Origin of the sequence: Microcoleus sp. N9_A1, from assembly GCF_036701795.1 — a bacterium.
GTDB lineage: Bacteria > Cyanobacteriota > Cyanobacteriia > Cyanobacteriales > Microcoleaceae > Microcoleus.
The window spans coordinates 19555-38688 of sequence record NZ_JAUBRI010000025.1 but is presented as its reverse complement, the minus strand read 5'-3'; the positions used below and the strand labels follow the sequence as shown (position 1 = coordinate 38688).

The 19134-nt window shown below is 43.3% G+C and carries 18 protein-coding genes and 1 CRISPR repeat array; of the genes, 7 read left to right on the top strand and 11 right to left on the bottom strand.

Annotated elements, in window-relative coordinates:
- Window positions 1-11 precede the first annotated feature (11 nt).
- From csx18 to QUA58_RS13745, 8 genes are all read right to left on the bottom strand, one after another.
- Window positions 12-296 carry a CRISPR-associated protein Csx18 gene (gene csx18, locus QUA58_RS13780; protein ID WP_333394498.1) on the bottom strand — a complete coding sequence of 95 codons (285 nt, stop codon included), beginning with the start codon at window positions 294-296 and terminating at the stop codon, window positions 12-14.
- A 145-nt stretch (window positions 297-441) separates the two neighbouring features.
- Entirely contained in the window at window positions 442-1938 is a 1497-nt protein-coding gene (locus QUA58_RS13775; protein ID WP_333394497.1) for a hypothetical protein, read from the bottom strand.
- Window positions 1939-1940: 2 nt separating this feature from the next.
- Window positions 1941-3569, bottom strand: a complete 1629-nt coding sequence (locus QUA58_RS13770; RefSeq protein ID WP_333394496.1) for a hypothetical protein — start codon at window positions 3567-3569, stop codon at window positions 1941-1943.
- Window positions 3562-3990: a hypothetical protein gene (locus QUA58_RS13765; RefSeq protein ID WP_333394495.1), complete on the bottom strand. Its 429-nt coding sequence runs from the start codon at window positions 3988-3990 to the stop codon at window positions 3562-3564. Before QUA58_RS13765 ends, QUA58_RS13770 begins: the two co-directional genes overlap by 8 nt.
- A gap of 3 nt (window positions 3991-3993) precedes the next feature.
- Window positions 3994-4827 (bottom strand): type III-B CRISPR module RAMP protein Cmr4, encoded by an 834-nt coding sequence (gene cmr4, locus QUA58_RS13760; RefSeq protein WP_333394494.1) that lies wholly within the window; start codon window positions 4825-4827, stop codon window positions 3994-3996.
- Complete coding sequence (locus QUA58_RS13755) at window positions 4827-5813, bottom strand: CRISPR-associated protein (protein ID WP_333394493.1); 987 nt, start codon at window positions 5811-5813, stop codon at window positions 4827-4829. Before QUA58_RS13755 ends, cmr4 begins: the two co-directional genes overlap by 1 nt.
- A 202-nt stretch (window positions 5814-6015) precedes the next feature.
- Window positions 6016-7005, bottom strand: a complete 990-nt coding sequence (locus tag QUA58_RS13750; RefSeq protein WP_333394492.1) for a Cas10/Cmr2 second palm domain-containing protein — start codon at window positions 7003-7005, stop codon at window positions 6016-6018.
- Window positions 7006-7347, bottom strand: a complete 342-nt coding sequence (locus tag QUA58_RS13745) for a type III-B CRISPR-associated protein Cas10/Cmr2 (protein WP_333394491.1) — start codon at window positions 7345-7347, stop codon at window positions 7006-7008. It abuts the gene before it with no gap.
- Window positions 7348-7586: 239 nt separating this feature from the next.
- On the opposite strand from QUA58_RS13745, the gene QUA58_RS13740 reads away from it, so the two are divergent.
- The 4 genes from QUA58_RS13740 to QUA58_RS31510 all read left to right on the top strand — a co-directional run bounded on the left by QUA58_RS13740 (window position 7587) and on the right by QUA58_RS31510 (window position 11629).
- Complete coding sequence (locus tag QUA58_RS13740) at window positions 7587-8768, top strand: WYL domain-containing protein (RefSeq protein WP_333394490.1); 1182 nt, start codon at window positions 7587-7589, stop codon at window positions 8766-8768.
- Window positions 8769-9322: 554 nt separating this feature from the next.
- Window positions 9323-9857: a CRISPR direct-repeat array (repeat unit 36 nt; unit sequence CTCCCCACTTGCTGGGGAAACTAATTGAATGGAAAC).
- A gap of 291 nt (window positions 9858-10148) precedes the next feature.
- Window positions 10149-10328 (top strand): hypothetical protein, encoded by a 180-nt coding sequence (locus QUA58_RS13735; protein WP_333394489.1) that lies wholly within the window; start codon window positions 10149-10151, stop codon window positions 10326-10328.
- A 215-nt stretch (window positions 10329-10543) separates the two neighbouring features.
- A complete protein-coding gene (locus QUA58_RS13730; RefSeq protein ID WP_333394487.1) occupies window positions 10544-11104 on the top strand; it encodes a YHYH domain-containing protein in 561 nt (186 codons plus the stop codon).
- Between the two features lie 432 nt (window positions 11105-11536).
- Window positions 11537-11629 carry an excalibur calcium-binding domain-containing protein gene (locus QUA58_RS31510; RefSeq protein ID WP_445301877.1) on the top strand — a complete coding sequence of 31 codons (93 nt, stop codon included), beginning with the start codon at window positions 11537-11539 and terminating at the stop codon, window positions 11627-11629.
- A 153-nt stretch (window positions 11630-11782) separates the two neighbouring features.
- On the opposite strand, the gene QUA58_RS13725 is transcribed toward QUA58_RS31510, so the two are convergent.
- A complete protein-coding gene (locus tag QUA58_RS13725) occupies window positions 11783-12688 on the bottom strand; it encodes a GUN4 domain-containing protein (RefSeq protein WP_333394485.1) in 906 nt (301 codons plus the stop codon).
- Between the two features lie 254 nt (window positions 12689-12942).
- Here QUA58_RS13725 and QUA58_RS13720 point away from each other — a divergent pair, with 254 nt between their 5' ends.
- Window positions 12943-13239, top strand: coding sequence for a hypothetical protein (locus QUA58_RS13720; protein ID WP_333394483.1), 297 nt, complete (start codon window positions 12943-12945; stop codon window positions 13237-13239).
- A 427-nt stretch (window positions 13240-13666) separates the two neighbouring features.
- Here QUA58_RS13720 and QUA58_RS13715 read toward each other — a convergent pair whose 3' ends face one another.
- Window positions 13667-14023, bottom strand: a complete 357-nt coding sequence (locus QUA58_RS13715; protein ID WP_445301876.1) for a tyrosine-type recombinase/integrase — start codon at window positions 14021-14023, stop codon at window positions 13667-13669.
- A gap of 26 nt (window positions 14024-14049) precedes the next feature.
- A complete protein-coding gene (locus QUA58_RS13710; protein WP_333394482.1) occupies window positions 14050-14823 on the bottom strand; it encodes an arylamine N-acetyltransferase in 774 nt (257 codons plus the stop codon).
- Window positions 14824-15086: 263 nt separating this feature from the next.
- Between QUA58_RS13710 and QUA58_RS13705 the strand changes: the two genes are divergently transcribed.
- Both QUA58_RS13705 and QUA58_RS13700 read left to right on the top strand, forming a co-directional pair.
- The gene (locus QUA58_RS13705; RefSeq protein ID WP_333394481.1) at window positions 15087-15839 is read left to right on the top strand and encodes a leucine-rich repeat domain-containing protein; all 753 of its coding nucleotides are present in this window, start codon (window positions 15087-15089) and stop codon (window positions 15837-15839) included.
- An 880-nt stretch (window positions 15840-16719) separates the two neighbouring features.
- On the top strand, window positions 16720-19125 hold the full coding sequence (locus QUA58_RS13700; RefSeq protein ID WP_333394479.1) for an N-6 DNA methylase: 2406 nt from the start codon (window positions 16720-16722) through the stop codon (window positions 19123-19125).
- Window positions 19126-19134: the final 9 nt, after the last annotated feature.

The following is a 19134-nucleotide window of genomic DNA, read 5'->3' as shown; positions in this document are numbered from 1 at the left end:
AAAATTGTTGGTTATCTGTCTAAATTTTGGGAATCACGGCGCGGGCTAATTTGCGACGATACTGGGGTAGATTCTAAGGGACTTTGGATTTCTTGGGCGCGAGATGGTTGGAGATAGCGAACGATTTGGTCGGCCGCTGTCGAGGCAAAAAAAGTAGCTACTGTGACAAGGAATGTGTTAGAAATTACGGCAGATAATCCGAGTGGTGCGATGAGGAGGATGATGAGAGTGATAGTGCCGTTGACGGCGGCTAGGGAAAAGTTACGGATTGTGGATGCGCGAGATGTGATGTACATAGTTGTGCTATTTTGTGTTGAATATAGAGGGTAAAGTTGGGTTGTAGATGCACGCTGAAGGTAAAAATTTTAGTTAAGTCCCTTAATCCGCCTGGGGTTTTAAACCTGGCGGAATGGTGAATCTGTTGCCGATAGATAGTCGATTTTATTTTTGCAGTTCGTAACGGTCAATAGAATTTACCAATTCATCATGCACTTTCGCCATCAAACTTGCTGATTTTAACGAAACAAATTTTTGCTGTGAAACAAAATTTAAGCAGCCCAAAACTCGTGATTCCCATTCCTCTCTACTTTTAGTATTCCAAGCCTTAAAAACATCTTGTTCCTGCAAACCGCTCAACGAATGAAAAGTAGAATTTCTTTCATCTCTTGTATTGCTAGCAAAAACTTGAATGTGAGGGTTTAGATTCCATTCTGCTGAATAAGATGCTTTTAGTAAATCAAACAGCGGTTTGCCAAATAATCCCACAGTTCCGAAGCGGTGATGCTTGTTATCATTAAACCAATTTCGTAAATTATGAGGTAAATTCACATCATGAAAATATGCCGTATTGGGCTGCGTTGGATTAGAGTATTTAATTTGTAGCTTATACTTTTCTAATGCCCATTTTGTGATCGTTCCTTCCACAGCCCGAAAACTGTGAAATAGAGCCTCAACCGTGTTTCCCTGTCTTAAACGAATCACGCCTAAATAAGCAGCCTCATAACCCATCCACCACCACTGATTTAAAGGCTCTTTTGTAACATCTCCCCTAGCCTTACCAAAATCTTCAAACTTAGCAAAATTCCACTGTATAGCCATTGCCAACAAGTCACGAATTTCCAGCAATAGCGGATCGGAAGCATCTTTCCAGTAAGGTTTTAAAATGCGCTCTACTCCCAAATAGTCATAACGACTTAATAGCGCTTTTGCCTCTTGGACTTGCATCCCCTGTAAATAAGTAGAACTTTCTATGAAATCACCCTTCTCTGCTAACTTTTCTTCATACTCATTGCTAACCAAAAACTTGACTTTTTTGCCAAATTTTGCTAAACAATTAAATTGAACAGCCGAAGAAATAGCTGGAGTTCCCGCTTGATGACTGACATAGATATTTGCATTTTTGTCAAACTCTAAACTAGACAAAGCTTGCTGAACCAGCAACAATGCTTTATTCCAACTATCTAATCCCTCATCTTGAGATTTTGGTTTTAATTCCCAGTAATCAATTGATTTAACTTGAGGAAAGTTTCTCTCAAAATATTGCTTAAATATCGGCTTGAGAGTGCAAGTATCTTGCCAATATGGGCTTTTGTCTATATTTCTGTCTTCGTTATCAAAAACTACTTCCTGATTAGTCAAAATCACAATTATTCGGTCAGGATTTGTTTTACCTTTCTCTAAAAGCTTGGCAGAAAAAGCATCTAGCAGCGGAAAGTGCAAATCTTGATAATATTCATCTGTTAATTGGCTGCCATAAACTATCCCCATCGCTCTAGCTGGTACAATGAAAGGTTCGTTCTCATCAGTATTCGGCGGTTGTGTAGGTACAAAACGGCGATCGTATAATTGACTTCTCACCTTTCTAAACAGAGTCCCCCAATTGTCATCAGTTTTGAGCTTAACATCGCTGCTACCAGTAGTCACAATCCAGATATTCATAATTATTCCTCAGTTGGCCAAAGTTTGATAAAGTCGCTAGTGCTATCTAAATAGTCTAGAAAATCTTTAGTTGAGTCGGATTTATCAGGGAAAATAGTCAGTAATTCCACATACTCTCTTGTGGATTGTAGTTTGCCATTTGTAGCAATATAGCGCGGATACATTCGATGCCAAATACAGCCTATTTGACCCATTTGACCAGTTAGCACTGATTTTTTAATTGACTGTGATCCCAAGTAGGGGCCGTGAAACCATCGAACAGCTTTACTATCTAACTGATTTTCAGCAATTCGACCCCAAACTTCAACTTTTTTTGGATGCCATGCTTCCCGCCAACTGCTGATTGAACTACTCAGTGTTTTCTTCTTTAACTTAACCCACTGTTTTAGACTTTTCTGAAAAGTATTCAGAAAATTAGTAATATCACTCAATTCATTCACAGGACAGCAGAGACTATTTGATTTTTCTCCAAACTGCCAATGACACCCAATCATCGGGTTATGATTACCCGTTACATACTCCTTAAAAAAGAGGCGATGGTCAACTCGTCGCCACGATTTACCAAAACCTCCAAATAGCAGAGAGAATTTTATCAGTTGAGGAATCAGGACTTTCAAGTTTTTTCTTTGTTGTTCAGCCTTAGCCGTCATGCAAAGAATATTGAGCGTCCCGTCCACTAGCTCATAAGTAGGCATGATATTATTGCCGTAGCTATAGCTATCTAAATCTAATTCTACAGCATTAAATGCAATCCCCAATAAACCAACAATTGCCCCGTTTTTACCTGCAAAGCCCCCCCATAGTTCTTTAGTCAATTCTTCAGCACTATTTTCATCAGTAATGCCACTGAATAGACGTAAAGTATGACCACGCAAAGCAGCTTTAAACATATTCGGGCGGAATTCGCCTGTTTTGTCTATTAACTGAGAGCCTAAACCTTGACCCTTTAATTGTATGCTGAGCAGATTACTATTTCCGTGCTTTCTCGGTTGACCGTAACCAGCACTGACCCTAGAACCAATACCCCGTTCCATTGCTCTTTCCCAAAGTTCCCAGATAGTTGTCCATTCTTCCTCACTGAGTTCTACTGTGCTCGAAATGCCAAAAACCAAGGTAGGTTGATGCAGAGATATCTGGATAAAAGCACTGTGACTACCATTCTTCTTGACTTGCCAATCTTCTTGGGGATGAACAACATCTACTAGGGATTTTTTAGTCCAGTCTCCATCTTGGGGATAGCCACCATGAAAGCGTAAAATTCCAGGTTTTGTGTCTTTTTGAGAAAGTTGACCGCCACAATATTTCATTGCTTGTTCATCAGTACAGGTACGCAGGAATGCGCCTTTCATACTAGCACCGGGATATAACGGCCAACCTTTTGTACCAGTCACAGGACGGATAACTCCCTCATCTTGACCGCTATTAGAAACAAATCGCCAAGTGATTTTAAACGGTTTAGTTTGAATTGTTTTTGAGTCAAAGTCGGGAACTTCTTTGGAAACACCAGCGATCCATTCTTTAGCCCAGTCATAAGCTTGTTGCCTAGGTGCGCCGGGAATTAAGCGCTGAATCTGACAGCGCCCTTCTATTTGGGCACGAAACATCAAAGGAATATCATTACTATCACTCATTTGATTCACCTCCAGAATTGCTGTTAGTGTTAGTAGGCTTATAACGCTGAGTCCACCAAACCATACTGTCACAAAGTTGAGTCAGCACAGCTATAGCTACTTTGCGCTGTTCTACAGGAAAATCCCATAATTTATTTGCCATGATTTTAATGGCTGCTGTATTGTCAGAACTAACATTATCATTGGGAATTTTAACGCCAGCCTTTGCCATAATTGTGACTAACGCTTTCCAAGTATCCCGCCAATAATCAGCCTTATCTTTGTCTTTGACTAACCGAAACTGTTCTCCCCAAAATCGCTCTAAACCGTAAGCAACTGCAACACGCATTTTGTATGCTTGATTAAGAGCATCTTTTTTGTCGCGATATTTGACAACTAAATCGTGAGCCTCTTGGTCTAATTTGTAAGATTCCCAAGCCATAAATTATACCTCCTTTAAAGTTAGATAGCAGTGACCAAAACCAATTGATTCTAAACCGCCGAGATAAATATCTGCACCAGTAGACGCGCCAAAAGGTTGCCATTTTTCTTGGTTTTCTTTGAGGGCGATCGGAAATACTAAAATTGTGCCTTCTGGCAAAGCTTCAGTATTAAAAAAAGCTCCTTTCTTAGCCTTTTTTTCCTCTTTGTCTAAGGCAACTCGACTCTGGCGATATAAGGCCATATCGTGAATCATGGCAATTTCATCATCAGCAACAACAACGGCTGGCAATTCCTCCCCTAAAGGAAACCAAGCAGATAAATCCTGAGTTTTGTCAATTGTCAGAAACCCAAAGTTAAAAAACAGCTTTGGTTTGCCATTTATGTCGAGAGCTTTTAAGGTTTGAGAACCTGTATAATTAGCTGGAATCTTTGCTGATTTGAGGGATGTACCATCTTTTAGTTTGACATTATCTCCAGCAATTCGTTGATAGCGTTTCAGTAAACGAGGACAAGTTACCCAGACAATTGGTTGACCGGGACAAAATACTGGCAACCACAGCAGCGAAGCGTATTCAAACTTAATTATGGACTCCGTGGTACTGTCTGGCTTCCCTAATTCTGCTTCTTGACCATACCATTTATTCGCTTCAGTTTCTCCCAGACTGCGACGAATTTCCGATCGCAATCTTCCCCGAATCGAGCTACCGGGAATAATGCCCGTTTGGGTAAACTGGTCACGGAAAATTAAGTTTAAGTTGCCACTTTCTTCACCAGCCGTTGCTCCCACATGAACAGGAGCAAGGGTTTCAATAATACCGTAAGCTTTTTTGTACATTATTCAACTCCTTGAATTTCAATTGGCAAACACAAACCGCATCCAACTTGTTTCAGGCTAAAACCTTCTTTGGGAAACCAATCTTCAGGGAATTCCCACCAAGTTTTATCTAAAGGTTCTCTAAGAAGATAGACTGTTCCAGGTGGAACAGCATAGCGTCCCCGTCCCATTTGTCCTTTTGCGCGGTAGCGATAGGAAATGGGTTTATCTGTGAGCATCTCCGGTCGTTTTTTGGAGAAATCTTCATTTTTGGGATACCGAAATGAAAATTTGTTAGAGCCCCAAATCCCCGGTGTTATCAAAGCAAATGAGCGCTGAATTGGTTGGCGTAACAGTTGTGCGATCGGGCTGTCATCAGGCAGTTCAATACTGTTGATTTCCACCAGATGATTTTCGCCACCAAACCGATACCAACCATCTGCTAAACGATGAGTTGAGAGATAAACTAGACAACATTCATCATCCATCTGCACGGCATTTTCCAAAAACAAACCATCTTCTGCTAAGGTGCAGCGTTCGTCATCTTTTGTTTTGGGATGCAAGATAGGGACGTATTTCCAAGGAGTCTCAAAAACATCACCATTTTTCTTGATGACAGCAGGTGAATTATTCCAAGAATTCACGGTTTGCCAGCTATATTCAGGATCTAAATCTTCAGATTCGCGATCCCATTTTCCAGATTTAATTTCCCATTCATCCACGCCTTTTTTAGCAAGAATTTTGTGCCACGGAATGGGGACGTAAAAGTATTCAGGATCGTCTGATTTTGCCCAGAATGGGCCAGCGACAAACAAATTATCACTAAGTTCTTTTGGAGAAATATAGGACTTAACTTTGTTGGTGCTGAAAAATAGACCGGATAGGGTAGCGGCTTCGGGAGGGAATTTTGCCCCAGAACGTCCGACTAGGTTTTCAGGCGATAAAAATCCGCCAGAACTCCCGTACATAAATCCTAAAGGACTTATAGTGATGAGATATTTGAACATAGCTGCCATCCGACATTTATTAGGTCACTAATCCAGTAAATAATTTGTTTAGATTGTTCTGGATTTGGGTAATCGCCGACGATGTGCTTCCAGTTTTTTTCTAAGTTATTCTTGTCTTGAAAGTAAAGTTGAAAAAGAGCTAAAGCTAATTCATCATCGGCGCTGTTTTCTTTGGAATTAAAACTAATAACATGACGATTTTTTAGATGGCTAAATCATTGTAAACATGACTCCAATTCGGGTTTTGCTCCCAACTTTTACCGTCGCGGTCTTTGTATTGTTTGAGAATGTGCAAATAATCCCAAGGACAAGTCCACTGCACAAATTGACCGCTGTTAAAAACTACTCGAATTGTAAGGCGATCGCGCCCCAAACTTTTCGCCAGTTTTTCGGCTTCTCGACAGTGTTGAAGAATATCTCGCTGTGGCACACTATGACCAGCCCAAACAAAACCAACACTTAAATTAATATCCTGACCGTGCTCTTTCCATTTATCTGACAATCCCATTAACCATTCTAATGCCTTTATAGGTTCTGGGGGCTTTTCGGGTTGGCTGCTGTAAATTACACCGAGGAAGTCGTCACCGCCGGCATAAACAATTCGCCCTTGGTCTTTGGGAAAATTCTTGATAAAATTCCCCCCCCAAACCCGCATGGCTTCGCTGAACTTCTTTAGACCTTCATCTCCTTCTTTTTGAGCAATGTCCTGAAGTTTTTTGCCAACTCTGTCGCCATCTCCCATAAACCAGCCAGTCCAGTGTTTAGGTTCACGAATAATATCGCTAAACCCTGCTTCAAGCGGAGATATCCCAATGTTTCTGGCAATATCTTCGTCGCGAGTAACTAACCGCTTGACTAACTCAGGAATGCTCAATCTTTCATTAAGTGCAAGAAATTTGCCTTCGGGTTTGCCATCTGGGGGAAGATTTTCTAAGACACAGGAGAGACGCTGATAGAAATCCTTAAGTTCAGCTTTTTCTGTATCGGATAGTAGCCGCCCTGGTTCTCGATGTTCCAAACCTAAACGGGGCCAGGCGATCGCATCCGTGCCAGTCAAACTCGAACTGTCGCCAATCCAGTTAATCGCCGTCCAATCGCGACGCAATTTGCGCGTTTCTAAATTCTTCATCGCAGATTCTATCGAATCTCCGTGTCCCCAAAATATCTCCCAAGTGTACAAACCCCATCGCATTCACTCTTGTTGCCAAAAGTATTGCTCTTTAGGAGGTACTTCTCGTTCTATCCAAACTCGACATTCATTTAATATTTCTTGCCATGACTTTTGAAGAGTATTCGTCACGTCATTCCTGGAAAATTCCCCTTCCCCTTTCAGCAGTATCCGATTGGGCATTCCTTTCTGGATGTTCGGGGAACCGGGAGAAATGACATCTAAACCTGATTTTTCGGCTTGCTTTACTAGCTTATAACTCAGATAAGACAGAATCAGTGAAGCTCCAAATAAATCTCGGAGTTTGCGGGATTTCTCGATAAAGCCTTGAACGGGGGCAAAGGCGATCGCAGTGTATGCAGACATAAATTCAATTTTAAGACGGGCAATGCCCACCTGAATGCTGCTGGTAGTCCCCAGTCGCTAGCTGCTTAAGTTCTACTCAACTCAATATACCAGCCGAGCCAGCTTCGAGTCTCGCAATTTACAATATTTATCAAATCTCTTGGAAAACCTACAGCTTTCTACATAATCCCTTTGAGGTTTTTCTATATTTTTGTGTCAATATTGTCTTTTCCTTGACTTTTACCCGCCTTACCCCCATCATGGCAAAAAAACCAACCCCTCACCCCTATGCCGACAAACTAACGTTCGATCGCATCATGCTCCTCATCGCCACATTGGTAAAGCATCCGGGCATCGGACACTCCGACACCGAAGCATCCGATAGTAAATATCACGATGCTTTGCTAGAAGTTCAATCTCAATTACAGAAAGTTGCCGCCGAGTCCAGCAGCATCGAGTTTCCAGCCAACTATCCCGCAACTCCTACCATTCGCAAAGATTTAGAAACTCTGCGCCATTACGGAATCCTTGACAAACGAATGTATCGCTTCGGCTATTATCTCGGCACCGGTGCAATGAATCGCGAAGAACTACTATTCGCGTTTCAAGCGATAGCATCTCAAGCCAAATATCAAGGAAATCCCCAAGCCCGCCAAATTTGTGAAAAACTCACGAAACGGTTGCGCGGATTAGATATCGAACTCAAAGGTCAATTGTTCTATCCCGTTCGTGAATACCTGAATCGTGCGATAATTTACACCGACCCTGTAGAAATGCTCGATCGCCAAGAATATCGGAATACTCTATTTCACAAACTAGACATCGTAGAAACAGCCATCGTTCGGGGCCAGGCGATCGAACTTTACCGCCAAAGCGATTATTACGGTAAAGGCAACGTTGGTTTCCGGCGCATCTGGCCTCTGCAACTGATTTATCACGATATCGCCTGGTACCTGATTTGCGAAAATTGCGACAACGGACACTTAAGCGTAGAACGGGTGAATCGCTTTACTGACTACTGCGAAATTATCGCTCCCGAGGGGCGTGGTTTAGCCGTGCAGGAACAACGTTTGAAAATAGCTCAAAAGTTGTTAAAAAACGGCTGGGGACTGTTTTTAGGTAAGCCAGAGCAACAGCAGGCTGAATTGGAAGGTACGCTGAAGTTAGAAAAAGTGAAGGTGCGGTTTTTTGAGAAGGTAATTGGATTTATCTTAGAGGGCGATCGGCGGCATCCACGACAAAAAAAGATTAAGGAAGGCCCAAGGGATAGTTTTGGCAAAGTGGCTTATGTGGATTATCAGATCGATTTGCCCGATCGCTCCCTCAACGAATTCAGTCTGTGGGTAAACAGATATATGGATAGCGCCCAAGTGCTTTCCCCACCTAGTTTAGTAGAAAAACACCGACAAGCAGCCAGAGATTTAGCCGATCGATACAGCTAGCGTGACTTAAACAACAAATTCTTGCTAAGAATTGTATAATCCCTTGTAGGTAACACTCTCACGTAAACAAACAGGGGGAGTTGCCAGACAATACACCGATGAAATCAGCAAAACTGATAGCGCAGCAGTTTTAGTAACAACACATTTATATTCCAGCAATGGGCGACAGTTGGCTAAAAAAGTTAGGCTAGCCGATATCAGTTTCTTGTTGCGGCTAGACGATCGCACCAGTCAATCAGACCTAGAGCCAACATACGCTACAAAGTCCCTGTTTTTCGTGCCCATAGGATGCCATTTCACGAGGCCTCCATCTACCAGCTCAAGTCTTAGACCGGAAAACACTATTGATTTTAGGAGACTAATCTAGCCCATATCGACGCACCTCGCTTAGTTCCTGTAACCCTTACGGTTTGGTTGAGGTGCGTCGATGCTTTACAGGGATTGAGTTTGAGGCTGATAGTTCGATGCTTTTTCTCGTTTAGCTGTGCTATATTTTAGCGGTGCGTCGATTTGATGGCTGAATCCCGCTCTGGGTATGGTCTCTGTGGCGAACTCTCCCCACTTGCTGGGGAAACTAATTGAATGGAAACCTTCAGCAGAAGGCTTAACCTCGGGCAGTATTAATGCTCCCCACTTGCTGGGGAAACTAATTGAATGGAAACTGGGGGCCAGAGGAGCCAGGGTTGGCCTTGGTTTTTCTCCCCACTTGCTGGGGAAACTAATTGAATGGAAACAGGTAGAGTGTCCTCGAAGTCTTCCAACTCTTCGCTCCCCACTTGCTGGGGAAACTAATTGAATGGAAACTTGGTTGTTATTATCTTTGGAAATTTTTTGTGACTCCCCACTTGCTGGGGAAACTAATTGAATGGAAACAATCTTGGGTTTTGCATATCAAATCCAATCCTGTCCCTCCCCACTCGCTGGGGAAACTAATTGAATGGGAACTCTGCGGTGTGGATAGTGGAAATATTGTCAGAGTCTTTCTCCCCACTCGTTGGGTAAACTAATTGAATGGAAACAGGAGAACCTGGAATTCTGTCATACTTCAGCCCGTTCCCCACCCGCTGGGGAAGCTAATTGAATGGAAAAACCCGGATAGCTTATAGTGGCAATCCGGGTTTTTCTGCCTTCACTCGTTGACGGCAGTTAAATGATGAGGCTAGAGAGTTTGCGATAGGTGCAACTAGACCAGGAAAATCTGAAAGGTTGGTGGTTACAGATTCCAAAGAGCGCGACAGATGAGGTGGTAGGGTAGGGTCAGCTTGGACGTACACTTTTTTAGACTGCACTACGGTGGATTGGTGGATAACACGCTAAAGTTATGGGATTTGACAAATGGTACAGAATTTAAAACATTGACGGGTCATACTGACTACATCAATGCGATCGCAATTACCGGCGACGCGCAAAGGGCTATTTCCGCAGCGTTACGACAACACCCTAAAAGTCTGGGATGAGAGAAAGTGGAGGCGATCGCTAGTTTTAGCCTTATTTTGCTACACCATTGCGTCCAATGGAGTAGATTTCTTACGGCTAGAAGGGATAGAGCCACTAACTTAAATTTCTTACGCGATCGTTGGCGAGGCACAATTGATATAGTTTCAGCAACTTATGAGTTTTTATGGTCGAACATCAAAAAACATAATACTGGAACGCTCCAACAGTTATTTCCAAAGCCAAACCACCGCGTCACCTGTAACGCGATCGCAACTTCCTCTTGATTCTGCTGCATCTACGGCTTATTTGACTGCAATACCCAACCAAAAGGAAACCTCATGAAAATTAATCGCAAGGTATCCAAAGCCCTGGCTGCTGCTTTTTTAGCTTTATCGGCTGTCTCGATCGCGGACAGTAGCTGGGCAACTCCAGGTCGCACTGATGCCAACGGATGTCATACCAGTCGCACAAGCGGATACCATTGTCACAATTCGGGTTCTGGGTCAGGTTCTTCCGGTTCTGGATCGAGTTCACCCAGTGGCGGAGGTTCGGAAGGCGTTTGTCTGACGTTCAACGACTGCATGAGTCGGGGGGAAACGCAACTTAAGTCGAATCCTGCTCAGGCGCTCAACTATTTCCAGCAAGCCTTACTCCTCAAACCAAAGGATATTCAAGCATTTACCAGAATAAACGTTGTTGAGCCTTACGTGATGGCGATACCCGGTAATTGTCCAGATTTTAAAACCTGCATGAACTTGGGATACGCAGGAATGAAACAGAAAAACTATCAAACCGCGTTAGTCAATTTCAAGCGAGCCTTAGCGTTTAATTTGGGAAACAAGTACGCCGTTGAAGCGATCGGTAATGTTTCTCGCTATATCCAACAATCACGCAATTGATATAAACCCTTTAAACCCGCTGCACTGTGACTATGGCGGGTTTCTGCATTCACCAGCTTTTTAGAAACATCAACCATTTACATCTCAACACTTGAAACAAAAAAGCTATCCGTACCCTGCGCTCGCTCCGACCGTGCCAGCCGTGCCAGTCCTCACCATCCAATATCCAATCACCCCAACAACCACTACAACTCGCCAGATACGCAAGGCATCGGGGCGATCGGTTTGATACCATCGGCGCTTTAGTTTGGTTTAGGTTGATTTTTCTTGACTTATTTTGCCTTTTCTTGACTTATTCTGATTTTCTTGACTTATTCTGATTTTCTTGGTTTATAGACCTCATCGCCCGCAAAAACGTGCCTCCAGTCTACAAAGTAGTTGCGACCCGATTTATCCAGATTTGTGCATTCCGCAAACCCCACCTGATTTTGATTGCAGCGACATTTCACAGAGACGCTTTCGCGTACTAGAGCCAGACCCCACGGATTTGATAGAGATAAGGACGGCATAGGTTGCGAGAGGTAAGGGAAGCCACGATTTCTATAAACGGATAGGCGGGGAAACACTTACGTTAAGTCATTGCTTGAATAATGACGAGTGGGGAAGGAAACACAGACAAGAAAGCTGCATATTGGTAGAGGCTTATTCCGTGAGATATGCAGCTTTATTTATCACTCTTTACCAATCGTTTCTCTCTAAAATTGATTGGGCAAAATCCCTCGTTGCTTCACCTGAGTGGTACCACCAAGATTTATTTAAGGGAAAAGCTGGCAAATGCCCTTTAGGAGCATATTTTAAGTTAAAGTTTAAATCATCATAGGATTTCCAACCAAAAACGCCACCGAATAAACCTGCTTTCCCTCGCCAGCCAATCTTTTCTCCAAAATCCCCTACTTTTTTTGACACATCCGAATAAATTTGTTTTTGCGCCTTAAAACCAAAATGTCCATTACTATTCTGTGACCAAAGTTGATTAATAGTGTGTAAATCATCACGGGGCAATATTCTCAGATTTCCCTCAAAATCACGGTTAGCTATCTTTACTATGATGTCACAGGTTTCTTGGTCTGCTTTTTTCCATTCTCCCACTTTTAGTAAACTACTGAGTCTAGTATAGTCTATGGTCAAAGCCGTATTGATTTCGCTAGAAATCAGAGCAAGGATTCCTTCTTCGGAAGTAGCGTTATCTAAATAATGTTGACTTTGTTCTCTAATTTTTTTTATAACTGTTAGCGAAGTTAATGGATTTATATGTTGATTAAGTTTAGCTTCATAGAACTTACAAGCAGCATTTCCTACTGCATAAATCATTAGGGCTTTAGCAGAAGCACTTATTATTTTACTGGGAATCATGCCATACTTTAGCCAGTCTATACCTGCATCAATAGCTCTTTCTCCCAAAAAAGCTGCACCAAAGGCTGTTAAAGCTTCAATTTTTCGTTCGGGATCTTGTAAGTTAAATCCATAAATATCGGCAATCTGATAAACCATTTCTGCCGAGAGTTTGGTGATTTCTGGTAAATCGTACTTAGCAATCCCCCTGATAACAGCTTCGGCTCTTGGAATTCCTCTAACTAAATCCACTCCAGCCGCTTGTAAGGATTTGTGAACAATAAGAACATGAGCAATTTCATAGGGAGATTTGTCTCGGTAGCTGTGCTTTAGCCTTTTAACAGACGATTCAGATGCAGCAAAATTAATTTCACAAATAGATCCACCAATCCAATTAACTAGACTATTCCAAGCATTTGAATTAGATTCTTGCTTCAGTTGTCGTAGTTGAGGATTAGCATTGACTTCAGTATTTATTTGAATAATTTGTTCGTTGGGTTGTGGCGATGATGTTGTATTTGTCGGCGATGAGGGTGCGGGTGTTGGTGCGGGTGTTGGTGCGGGTGTTGGTGCGGGTGTTGGTGCGGGTGTTGGTGCGGGTGTTGATGCAGGCGTTGGTGCGGGTGTTGGTGCAGGCGTTGGTGCGGGTGTTGGTGCGGGTGTTGGTGCTATTTCTTCTCCTACGAATGCTGATTCTGGAATCCATATTCCTCGGTTTTCCCCTTCAAGTTGAAAACATATTCGGCGACAATGTACATAGGTGGCTACAGCTAAAACTTTTCCGTTTTTTGGGTGACCATTAATGTAGCAAGTTGTTTGGGAAAATAGGTCGTGAGTTGAAACCATTTTAAATTAAGTAAATAATGATTTTAGAAGTCTAACCAAATAGCTATTAAAGGTAATCAGTATATTCACTGAAGCGTAGATATAACTAGGGCTTGCTGAATCAGTGGTGGAAGTAAACAAAGTATGGATTTTGGCTCTTCAATAGTTAGTATGCTAAATCAACAGCTAAGCTAGGAAAGAAAGACAAATGAGGCTAGCAAAGTAGTGGGTAGAGTCATTACCGGGGTTGACAGAGGGAACTCATTTATTATTAACTATAAGCAAAAGCTAGAGGGGTTAGGTGGATTGAACAGCCATGAGAACAAAAAAAGAGATAAAGTTTGTAACCCTTGCCGCTCCATCAGGATAGTTTAATATCCTTATAGACAGCTTCAAACCTTTGTCCTACATCAAATACAATCCGCTGCTGTCGTTCGGCTTAGCGTGAAGATACTTGCTGGTAGTCGCCACACTGGCATGACCAAGAGTTTGGGATAGTAGGTGAATCGGGGCCCCACGGTTCAGTGCATGGGAAGCGTGACAATGCCTCAACCAATGGGCGCTAGTCTTCTCAGAAATTCCAGCGCGTTTCGCAGCTTCCTTGACCAAGTGCGTTACAGACACCCTGTGCAAGTGCCCGCCGTTAGTTGCTTTCCGACTCCTGAAAATCGGCTCAGAATTCCCCGCCCCCCCTCTGCTGTTCAAAAGTGCTAGATACAGACGAAGGAAGTAGAACCACGCGAGTCTTGTCGCCCTTGCCATAAATCGAGAGTTGCCCACTTTCACCGTTAGGTCATCGCACACGATCGCTCAATTAATTGTTGTAACATCCGATCGATCTCGGCGATCGCTCCCAGGTTGAGACAAAAAACATTCTCAAGAGTAGCGCGTAACTCTGCAACCGTTGAAAGGACGCGATGTTCTGTTCGACCGTCCAAATAATGCACCATAAACCGATTATTCCACAAGGCATAACGACAATTTGACCCCGGTTTTGCCACAATCAAGTTATTAACAAAAATCGAGTTGGGATGATTTGAAACGTACCAATTACTCACCTCATAATCGGGTAATTCTTGTTCTTGAAGATCGAATCTGTAAAGGGATTTCCACTCCTGCTTGATATATGCTTGCATAATGTAGCTGCGATCCGTTGCGATCAATCGAAATGGTTCGTGGGATGTAGGTTGTTCAATATCCGGTGTCAAAGCAAGCGGTACGGTAAGCGTTAATCCTCCGAATCCCACATCTGCAATGTATGGCTCTCCATCAATATTGACCAACAGCACCATATGACTGCGAGGTGCGATCGTCCCGGATGGTAAATTCCATAGCACACGAGCTGCTAGATTCGTTACCTGAAAGCCAAGAGCAAGCAAAACATCCCGCAACAGTGAGTTTTGCTCAAAACAATAGCCACCCCGTCCCTCGTTGATTAGTTTTTGTTGCAAGGATGCTAAATCCAGCAAAACCGGTTGTTTCAGGAGCGAATTGAGGTTTTCAAAGGCGATCGTGTGGGAATGTCGCTGATGAATTGCCTGTAACGCTGTCAGCCTGGGCAAGCCGTCACCACTATAGCCAATTCGTTGAAAATAGGCATCAATGTCAATCTCAGTCAGTCGTTGTTGAGTTTCTTCATGGGGAGTAGTTAATTATTATTCTCTAACCTCACTCCAGAAGCTAGAATGTTAGGGCTGATTTAATGCCAAGATGTTTGATGGGTCATTGTCTGACAATGAAGCCCCACTTCTAAAAGCTAGAGAGTCAAATAAAACAGAAATATTTTGAATTTTGTGACAATAAATGCTAGGGAGAGATAAGAGACATGACGAAAGAGTATCCAGTGCCACCATTTGAGCAGGTTAGCGATCAAATGCAACTGCGGTTGCCCTTGCAGAATTTGAAAGAATTCCCACCAGAAATCGTCAAGTACACGACTCTAAAAGTGCTTGTACTCAGTGACAATCATATTACCTCCATCCCAAAGGAGCTAAGGCAACTCTCCCATCTGACAGGGCTTGACCTCCGTAATAATCATATTACCTCCATCCCAAAGGAGTTCGGACAACTGTCCAATATAGGAATCCTTGACCTCGGTAATAATGAGATTACCTCCATCCCAGAGGAGTTCGGACAGCTATCTAATCTAAAATGGCTTGACCTCTACAACAATAATATTACCTCCATCCCAGAGGCACTGGGGCAACTGTCCAGTCTTAGGTGGCTTTATCTCAGTAAGAACCAGATTACTTTCATCCCCGAGGTGTTAGGAAAAATGTCGAATCTAATATACCTTGACCTCAGTGACAATAATATTACCTCTATCCCAGAGGCGCTAGGGCAACTGTCCAATCTGATAGGTCTTGACCTCAGTCACAATGAGATTACGTGTATCCCAGAGACACTAGGGCAACTGTCCAGTCTGACAAAGCTTATTCTCAGTGACAATAAGATTACCTCCATCCCAGAGGCACTAGGACAACTGTCCAATCTGACAGAGCTTGACCTCAGTAATAATAATATTACCTCCATCCCAGAAGCGCTCAAACAATTGCCGAAGCTGAAAATAGATGAATAGGCTAAGGAAAAAGTTTACGCTTTGTCTATTAGAATGTAAGCAAAAGAATGCGGTGAAACTCTTGCTAGCAAGCCTTCATAGTCTCAAGCTCTAGCTCAAGCGTGATAAATAACTGGAAGAATACTTGTCACGCTATTTAGACGTGAGTTTCTGTTAGCTTTCGTCTTAAAAAAACCCAAAAACCCGGACAGTAATTCGCCCCAGCCAAGCGTGTTTTATTCAACTAACTCCTGCACAAATCTAGCCGGGTTATTTAGTTATTTACTTAGTTTTACTTGATATTACTAAACTGCCCGACACTGGCTAACTCCTTACCAGTCGCGCTTCTTGCTGTTTTCGCTCAAGCGTGAACTTGAGCAAATTTGGTACTGATCATAGGAGTTATGGTATTTACTCACAAATATAGGCACATTGAAACAAGCTGTAACAGCGTTTAAATGTCGGAGGGGTATCGAAGCAATGTTTAAGGACTGTAAAACAAGAGGCTATAATTTTGAAAAAAGCTACGCTTGTGACGATCGCCTAAAAACTTTAATTTTATTGATAGCTTTGGCTTACAGTTGCGCTATTTTACAGGGACGTAAGTTTAAGCTTAGGGGAATTCAGAAATACATTGATCGCCTGATTGAGTCAAGCCGATCGCAACGTCATCATAGTAGTTTTTGGATAGGGTGATATGGTCAATCGTGGACACAGCGAAGCCGAGAGTAGAGAGGGAGTTTTGCCTGCCATACAACTGTTGCGGAATTGATGAAAATTAGAGGTAATAAGCTCCCATTCTTTCACCGGGTTTTGAGGGCTATGTCCTTGATTTTATTAAGCTTTTGACGGGCTTGTCACCCCGTCAGGTAAAATAGACTTTGGACTCCTGAAGACTGCTATGCCCAAAAACAAGACAACCAACGTCCAGAATAAGGAAAGCCTAGAGCAGAAGCTATGGAAGGCTGCGGATAAGCTACGAAAAAACATTGACGCGGCAGAGTATAAGCACATTGTCTTGGGATTGGTTTTCCTTAAGTACATCTCCGATTCCTTTGAGCAGTTACACGAGAAGTTGATTGCGGGCGAGGGCGACTACGCAGGGGCTGACCCGGAAGACTCGGACGAGTACAAAGCGGAGAATGTGTTTTTCGTACCTGCTGAGGCGCGCTGGTCGGCGTTGCAAGCACAGGCGAAGCAGCCGACGATTGGGCAGATCGTGGATGAGGCAATGGAGGCGATCGAACGGGAAAACCCCAAACTCCTCAAGGGGATTTTGCCGAAGGTCTATGGTCAACAGAAGCTCGACCCGATCGCTTTGGGGGGGCTGATCGACAATATCGGCAGCGTCAACTTGGCGAAGGTAAAGGCGGAATCTGACGGGCAATTAATTTTGGATTTGGAGCCAAGGGTAGCCCCCACTCGACAGGCGGATTTACTAGGGCAAGTGTATGAGTATTTTTTGGGGGAGTTTGCCCTGGCAGAAGGCAAGAAAGGGGGACAATTCTACACGCCAGAAAGTGTGGTGCGGGTGTTGGTAGAGATGCTCGAACCTTACAAGGGACGAGTGTTTGACCCTTGCTGTGGGTCGGGCGGGATGTTTGTCCAGAGTGAGAAATTTGTAAAGGCGCATCAGGGGCGACTGGATGATATTTCGATCTATGGGCAAGAGAGCAACGAGACAACCTACAAGCTGTGTCGGATGAACCTGGCGATTCGGGGGATTGATGGCTCGAATATTCGCTGGAATACAGAGGGGTCGTTTCTTAAGGATGCTCACCCAGATTTAAAGGCGGATTTTGTGATCGCGAATCCACCGTTTAACGATAGCGACTGGGTTGGTCGGATAGACGAGAAAAATGACGGGGGGCATCCTCTTCGTAATGATGGGCGTTGGCAGTATGGAACGCCCCCCGTGGGCAGTGCCAACTTTGCTTGGGTGCAGCATTTCTTGTATCACTTGGCACCGACCGGCGCAGCGGGGTTTGTGTTGTCGAATGGGTCACTGTCGTCTAATACGAGCGGGGAGGGGGAGATTCGTCAGCAGTTGGTGCGATCTGACTTGGTAGATTGCATCGTGATGATGCCGACGCAGTTGTTTTACAACACAGGGATTCCGGCGTGTCTGTGGTTTTTGAGCAGATCTAAGAACGGCAACAAGAACCGCGATCGCAAGGAGGAGGTGTTGTTTATTGATGCCTCGGAGTTGGGCGCTATGGTCAACCGTCGCAATCGAGCGTTTGATGATGACGACATTCAGAAGATCGCGGGAACGTATCACGAATGGAAGCGGGACGGCGGGAACTATGTGGACATTAAGGGGTTCTGTAAGTCGGCAACGCTGGCGGAGATTGAGAAGCATAATTTTGTCTTAACGCCAGGGCGCTATGTGGGCATTCCTGATGAGGTGGAATCTGAGATTTCCTTTGAGGAAACAATGATTCATCTCAACCAGTCTCTTCAAAAGCAGACACAGCAAGCAAGAAAATTAGATCGAGAAATCAGAGAGCAACTTCATTTGGTTTATCCCTCTCTAGATTGGAGTGAAGTAGATTTTTCATCATCTGAGGTACTGGAGTATATCGCCCAAACCCTATTTAAACATTGGTTCGTCGATTTCGAGTTTCCCAACGAAGACGGGAAGCCCTACAAGTCATCCGGGGGGGAGATGGTGCGATCGGAGTTAGGCGAAATTCCCGCAGGTTGGAAAGCTAGGAAGTTAGATGATGTCCTATCTCTAATTATTGATTATCGAGGTAAAACACCTAAAAAGTTAGGGAGTGACTGGTCGTTGACTGGAATTCCAGCACTCTCAGCAAAAAACATCAAAAATGGACGAATTGTTAGAGAAGATGCAATAAATTTTGTAGATGAGGATTTGTATCAGAAATGGATGAAGGATGAACTCCAAAAAGGTGATGTTTTATTGACTTCTGAAGCACCTTTAGGAGAAGTTTATTATTTGGCAAATAATAGAAAATATGTATTATCACAAAGGTTATTTTGCTTGAGGACAAAATTAGGATTCGACTCTACATATTTGTATTTTTGGTTGAAATCAATTCAAGGTCAATTTCTGTTGGAAAGGAGGGCCACTGGTTCGACTGTCGAAGGAATCAGACAAGTAGAACTCCGAAAAGTTGAAATTATTATCCCTTCTGCGGATATTCTCAAAAAAGCTACCCATACATGGCTTGTAGCTCTTGAAAAGATTGAAAACAATAGCCAGCAAATTCAAACCTTAACTAAAACACGCGATTTGCTCCTGCCCAAACTGATGAGCGGCAAACTCCGCATCACCGAATAAACCTCAACT

Excerpts from the sequence above, each read along its gene's own strand:
- QUA58_RS13770 (WP_333394496.1), bottom strand. The coding sequence starts at position 3,569 with ATGAGTGATAGTAATGATATTCCTTTGATGTTTCGTGCCCAAATAGAA.
- QUA58_RS13700 (WP_333394479.1), top strand. The coding sequence starts at position 16,720 with ATGCCCAAAAACAAGACAACCAACGTCCAGAATAAGGAAAGCCTAGAG.
- QUA58_RS13735 (WP_333394489.1), top strand. The coding sequence starts at position 10,149 with ATGCGATCGCAATTACCGGCGACGCGCAAAGGGCTATTTCCGCAGCGT.
- QUA58_RS13740 (WP_333394490.1), top strand. The coding sequence starts at position 7,587 with ATGGCAAAAAAACCAACCCCTCACCCCTATGCCGACAAACTAACGTTC.
- QUA58_RS13765 (WP_333394495.1), bottom strand. The coding sequence starts at position 3,990 with ATGGCTTGGGAATCTTACAAATTAGACCAAGAGGCTCACGATTTAGTT.
- QUA58_RS13755 (WP_333394493.1), bottom strand. The coding sequence starts at position 5,813 with ATGTTCAAATATCTCATCACTATAAGTCCTTTAGGATTTATGTACGGG.
- QUA58_RS13750 (WP_333394492.1), bottom strand. The coding sequence starts at position 7,005 with ATGCGATGGGGTTTGTACACTTGGGAGATATTTTGGGGACACGGAGAT.
- QUA58_RS13730 (WP_333394487.1), top strand. The coding sequence starts at position 10,544 with ATGAAAATTAATCGCAAGGTATCCAAAGCCCTGGCTGCTGCTTTTTTA.
- QUA58_RS13775 (WP_333394497.1), bottom strand. The coding sequence starts at position 1,938 with ATGAATATCTGGATTGTGACTACTGGTAGCAGCGATGTTAAGCTCAAA.
- csx18 (WP_333394498.1), bottom strand. The coding sequence starts at position 296 with ATGTACATCACATCTCGCGCATCCACAATCCGTAACTTTTCCCTAGCC.
- QUA58_RS13720 (WP_333394483.1), top strand. The coding sequence starts at position 12,943 with ATGATGTTGTATTTGTCGGCGATGAGGGTGCGGGTGTTGGTGCGGGTG.
- QUA58_RS13705 (WP_333394481.1), top strand. The coding sequence starts at position 15,087 with ATGACGAAAGAGTATCCAGTGCCACCATTTGAGCAGGTTAGCGATCAA.
- cmr4 (WP_333394494.1), bottom strand. The coding sequence starts at position 4,827 with ATGTACAAAAAAGCTTACGGTATTATTGAAACCCTTGCTCCTGTTCAT.
- QUA58_RS13715 (WP_445301876.1), bottom strand. The coding sequence starts at position 14,023 with ATGGCAAGGGCGACAAGACTCGCGTGGTTCTACTTCCTTCGTCTGTAT.
- QUA58_RS13745 (WP_333394491.1), bottom strand. The coding sequence starts at position 7,347 with ATGTCTGCATACACTGCGATCGCCTTTGCCCCCGTTCAAGGCTTTATC.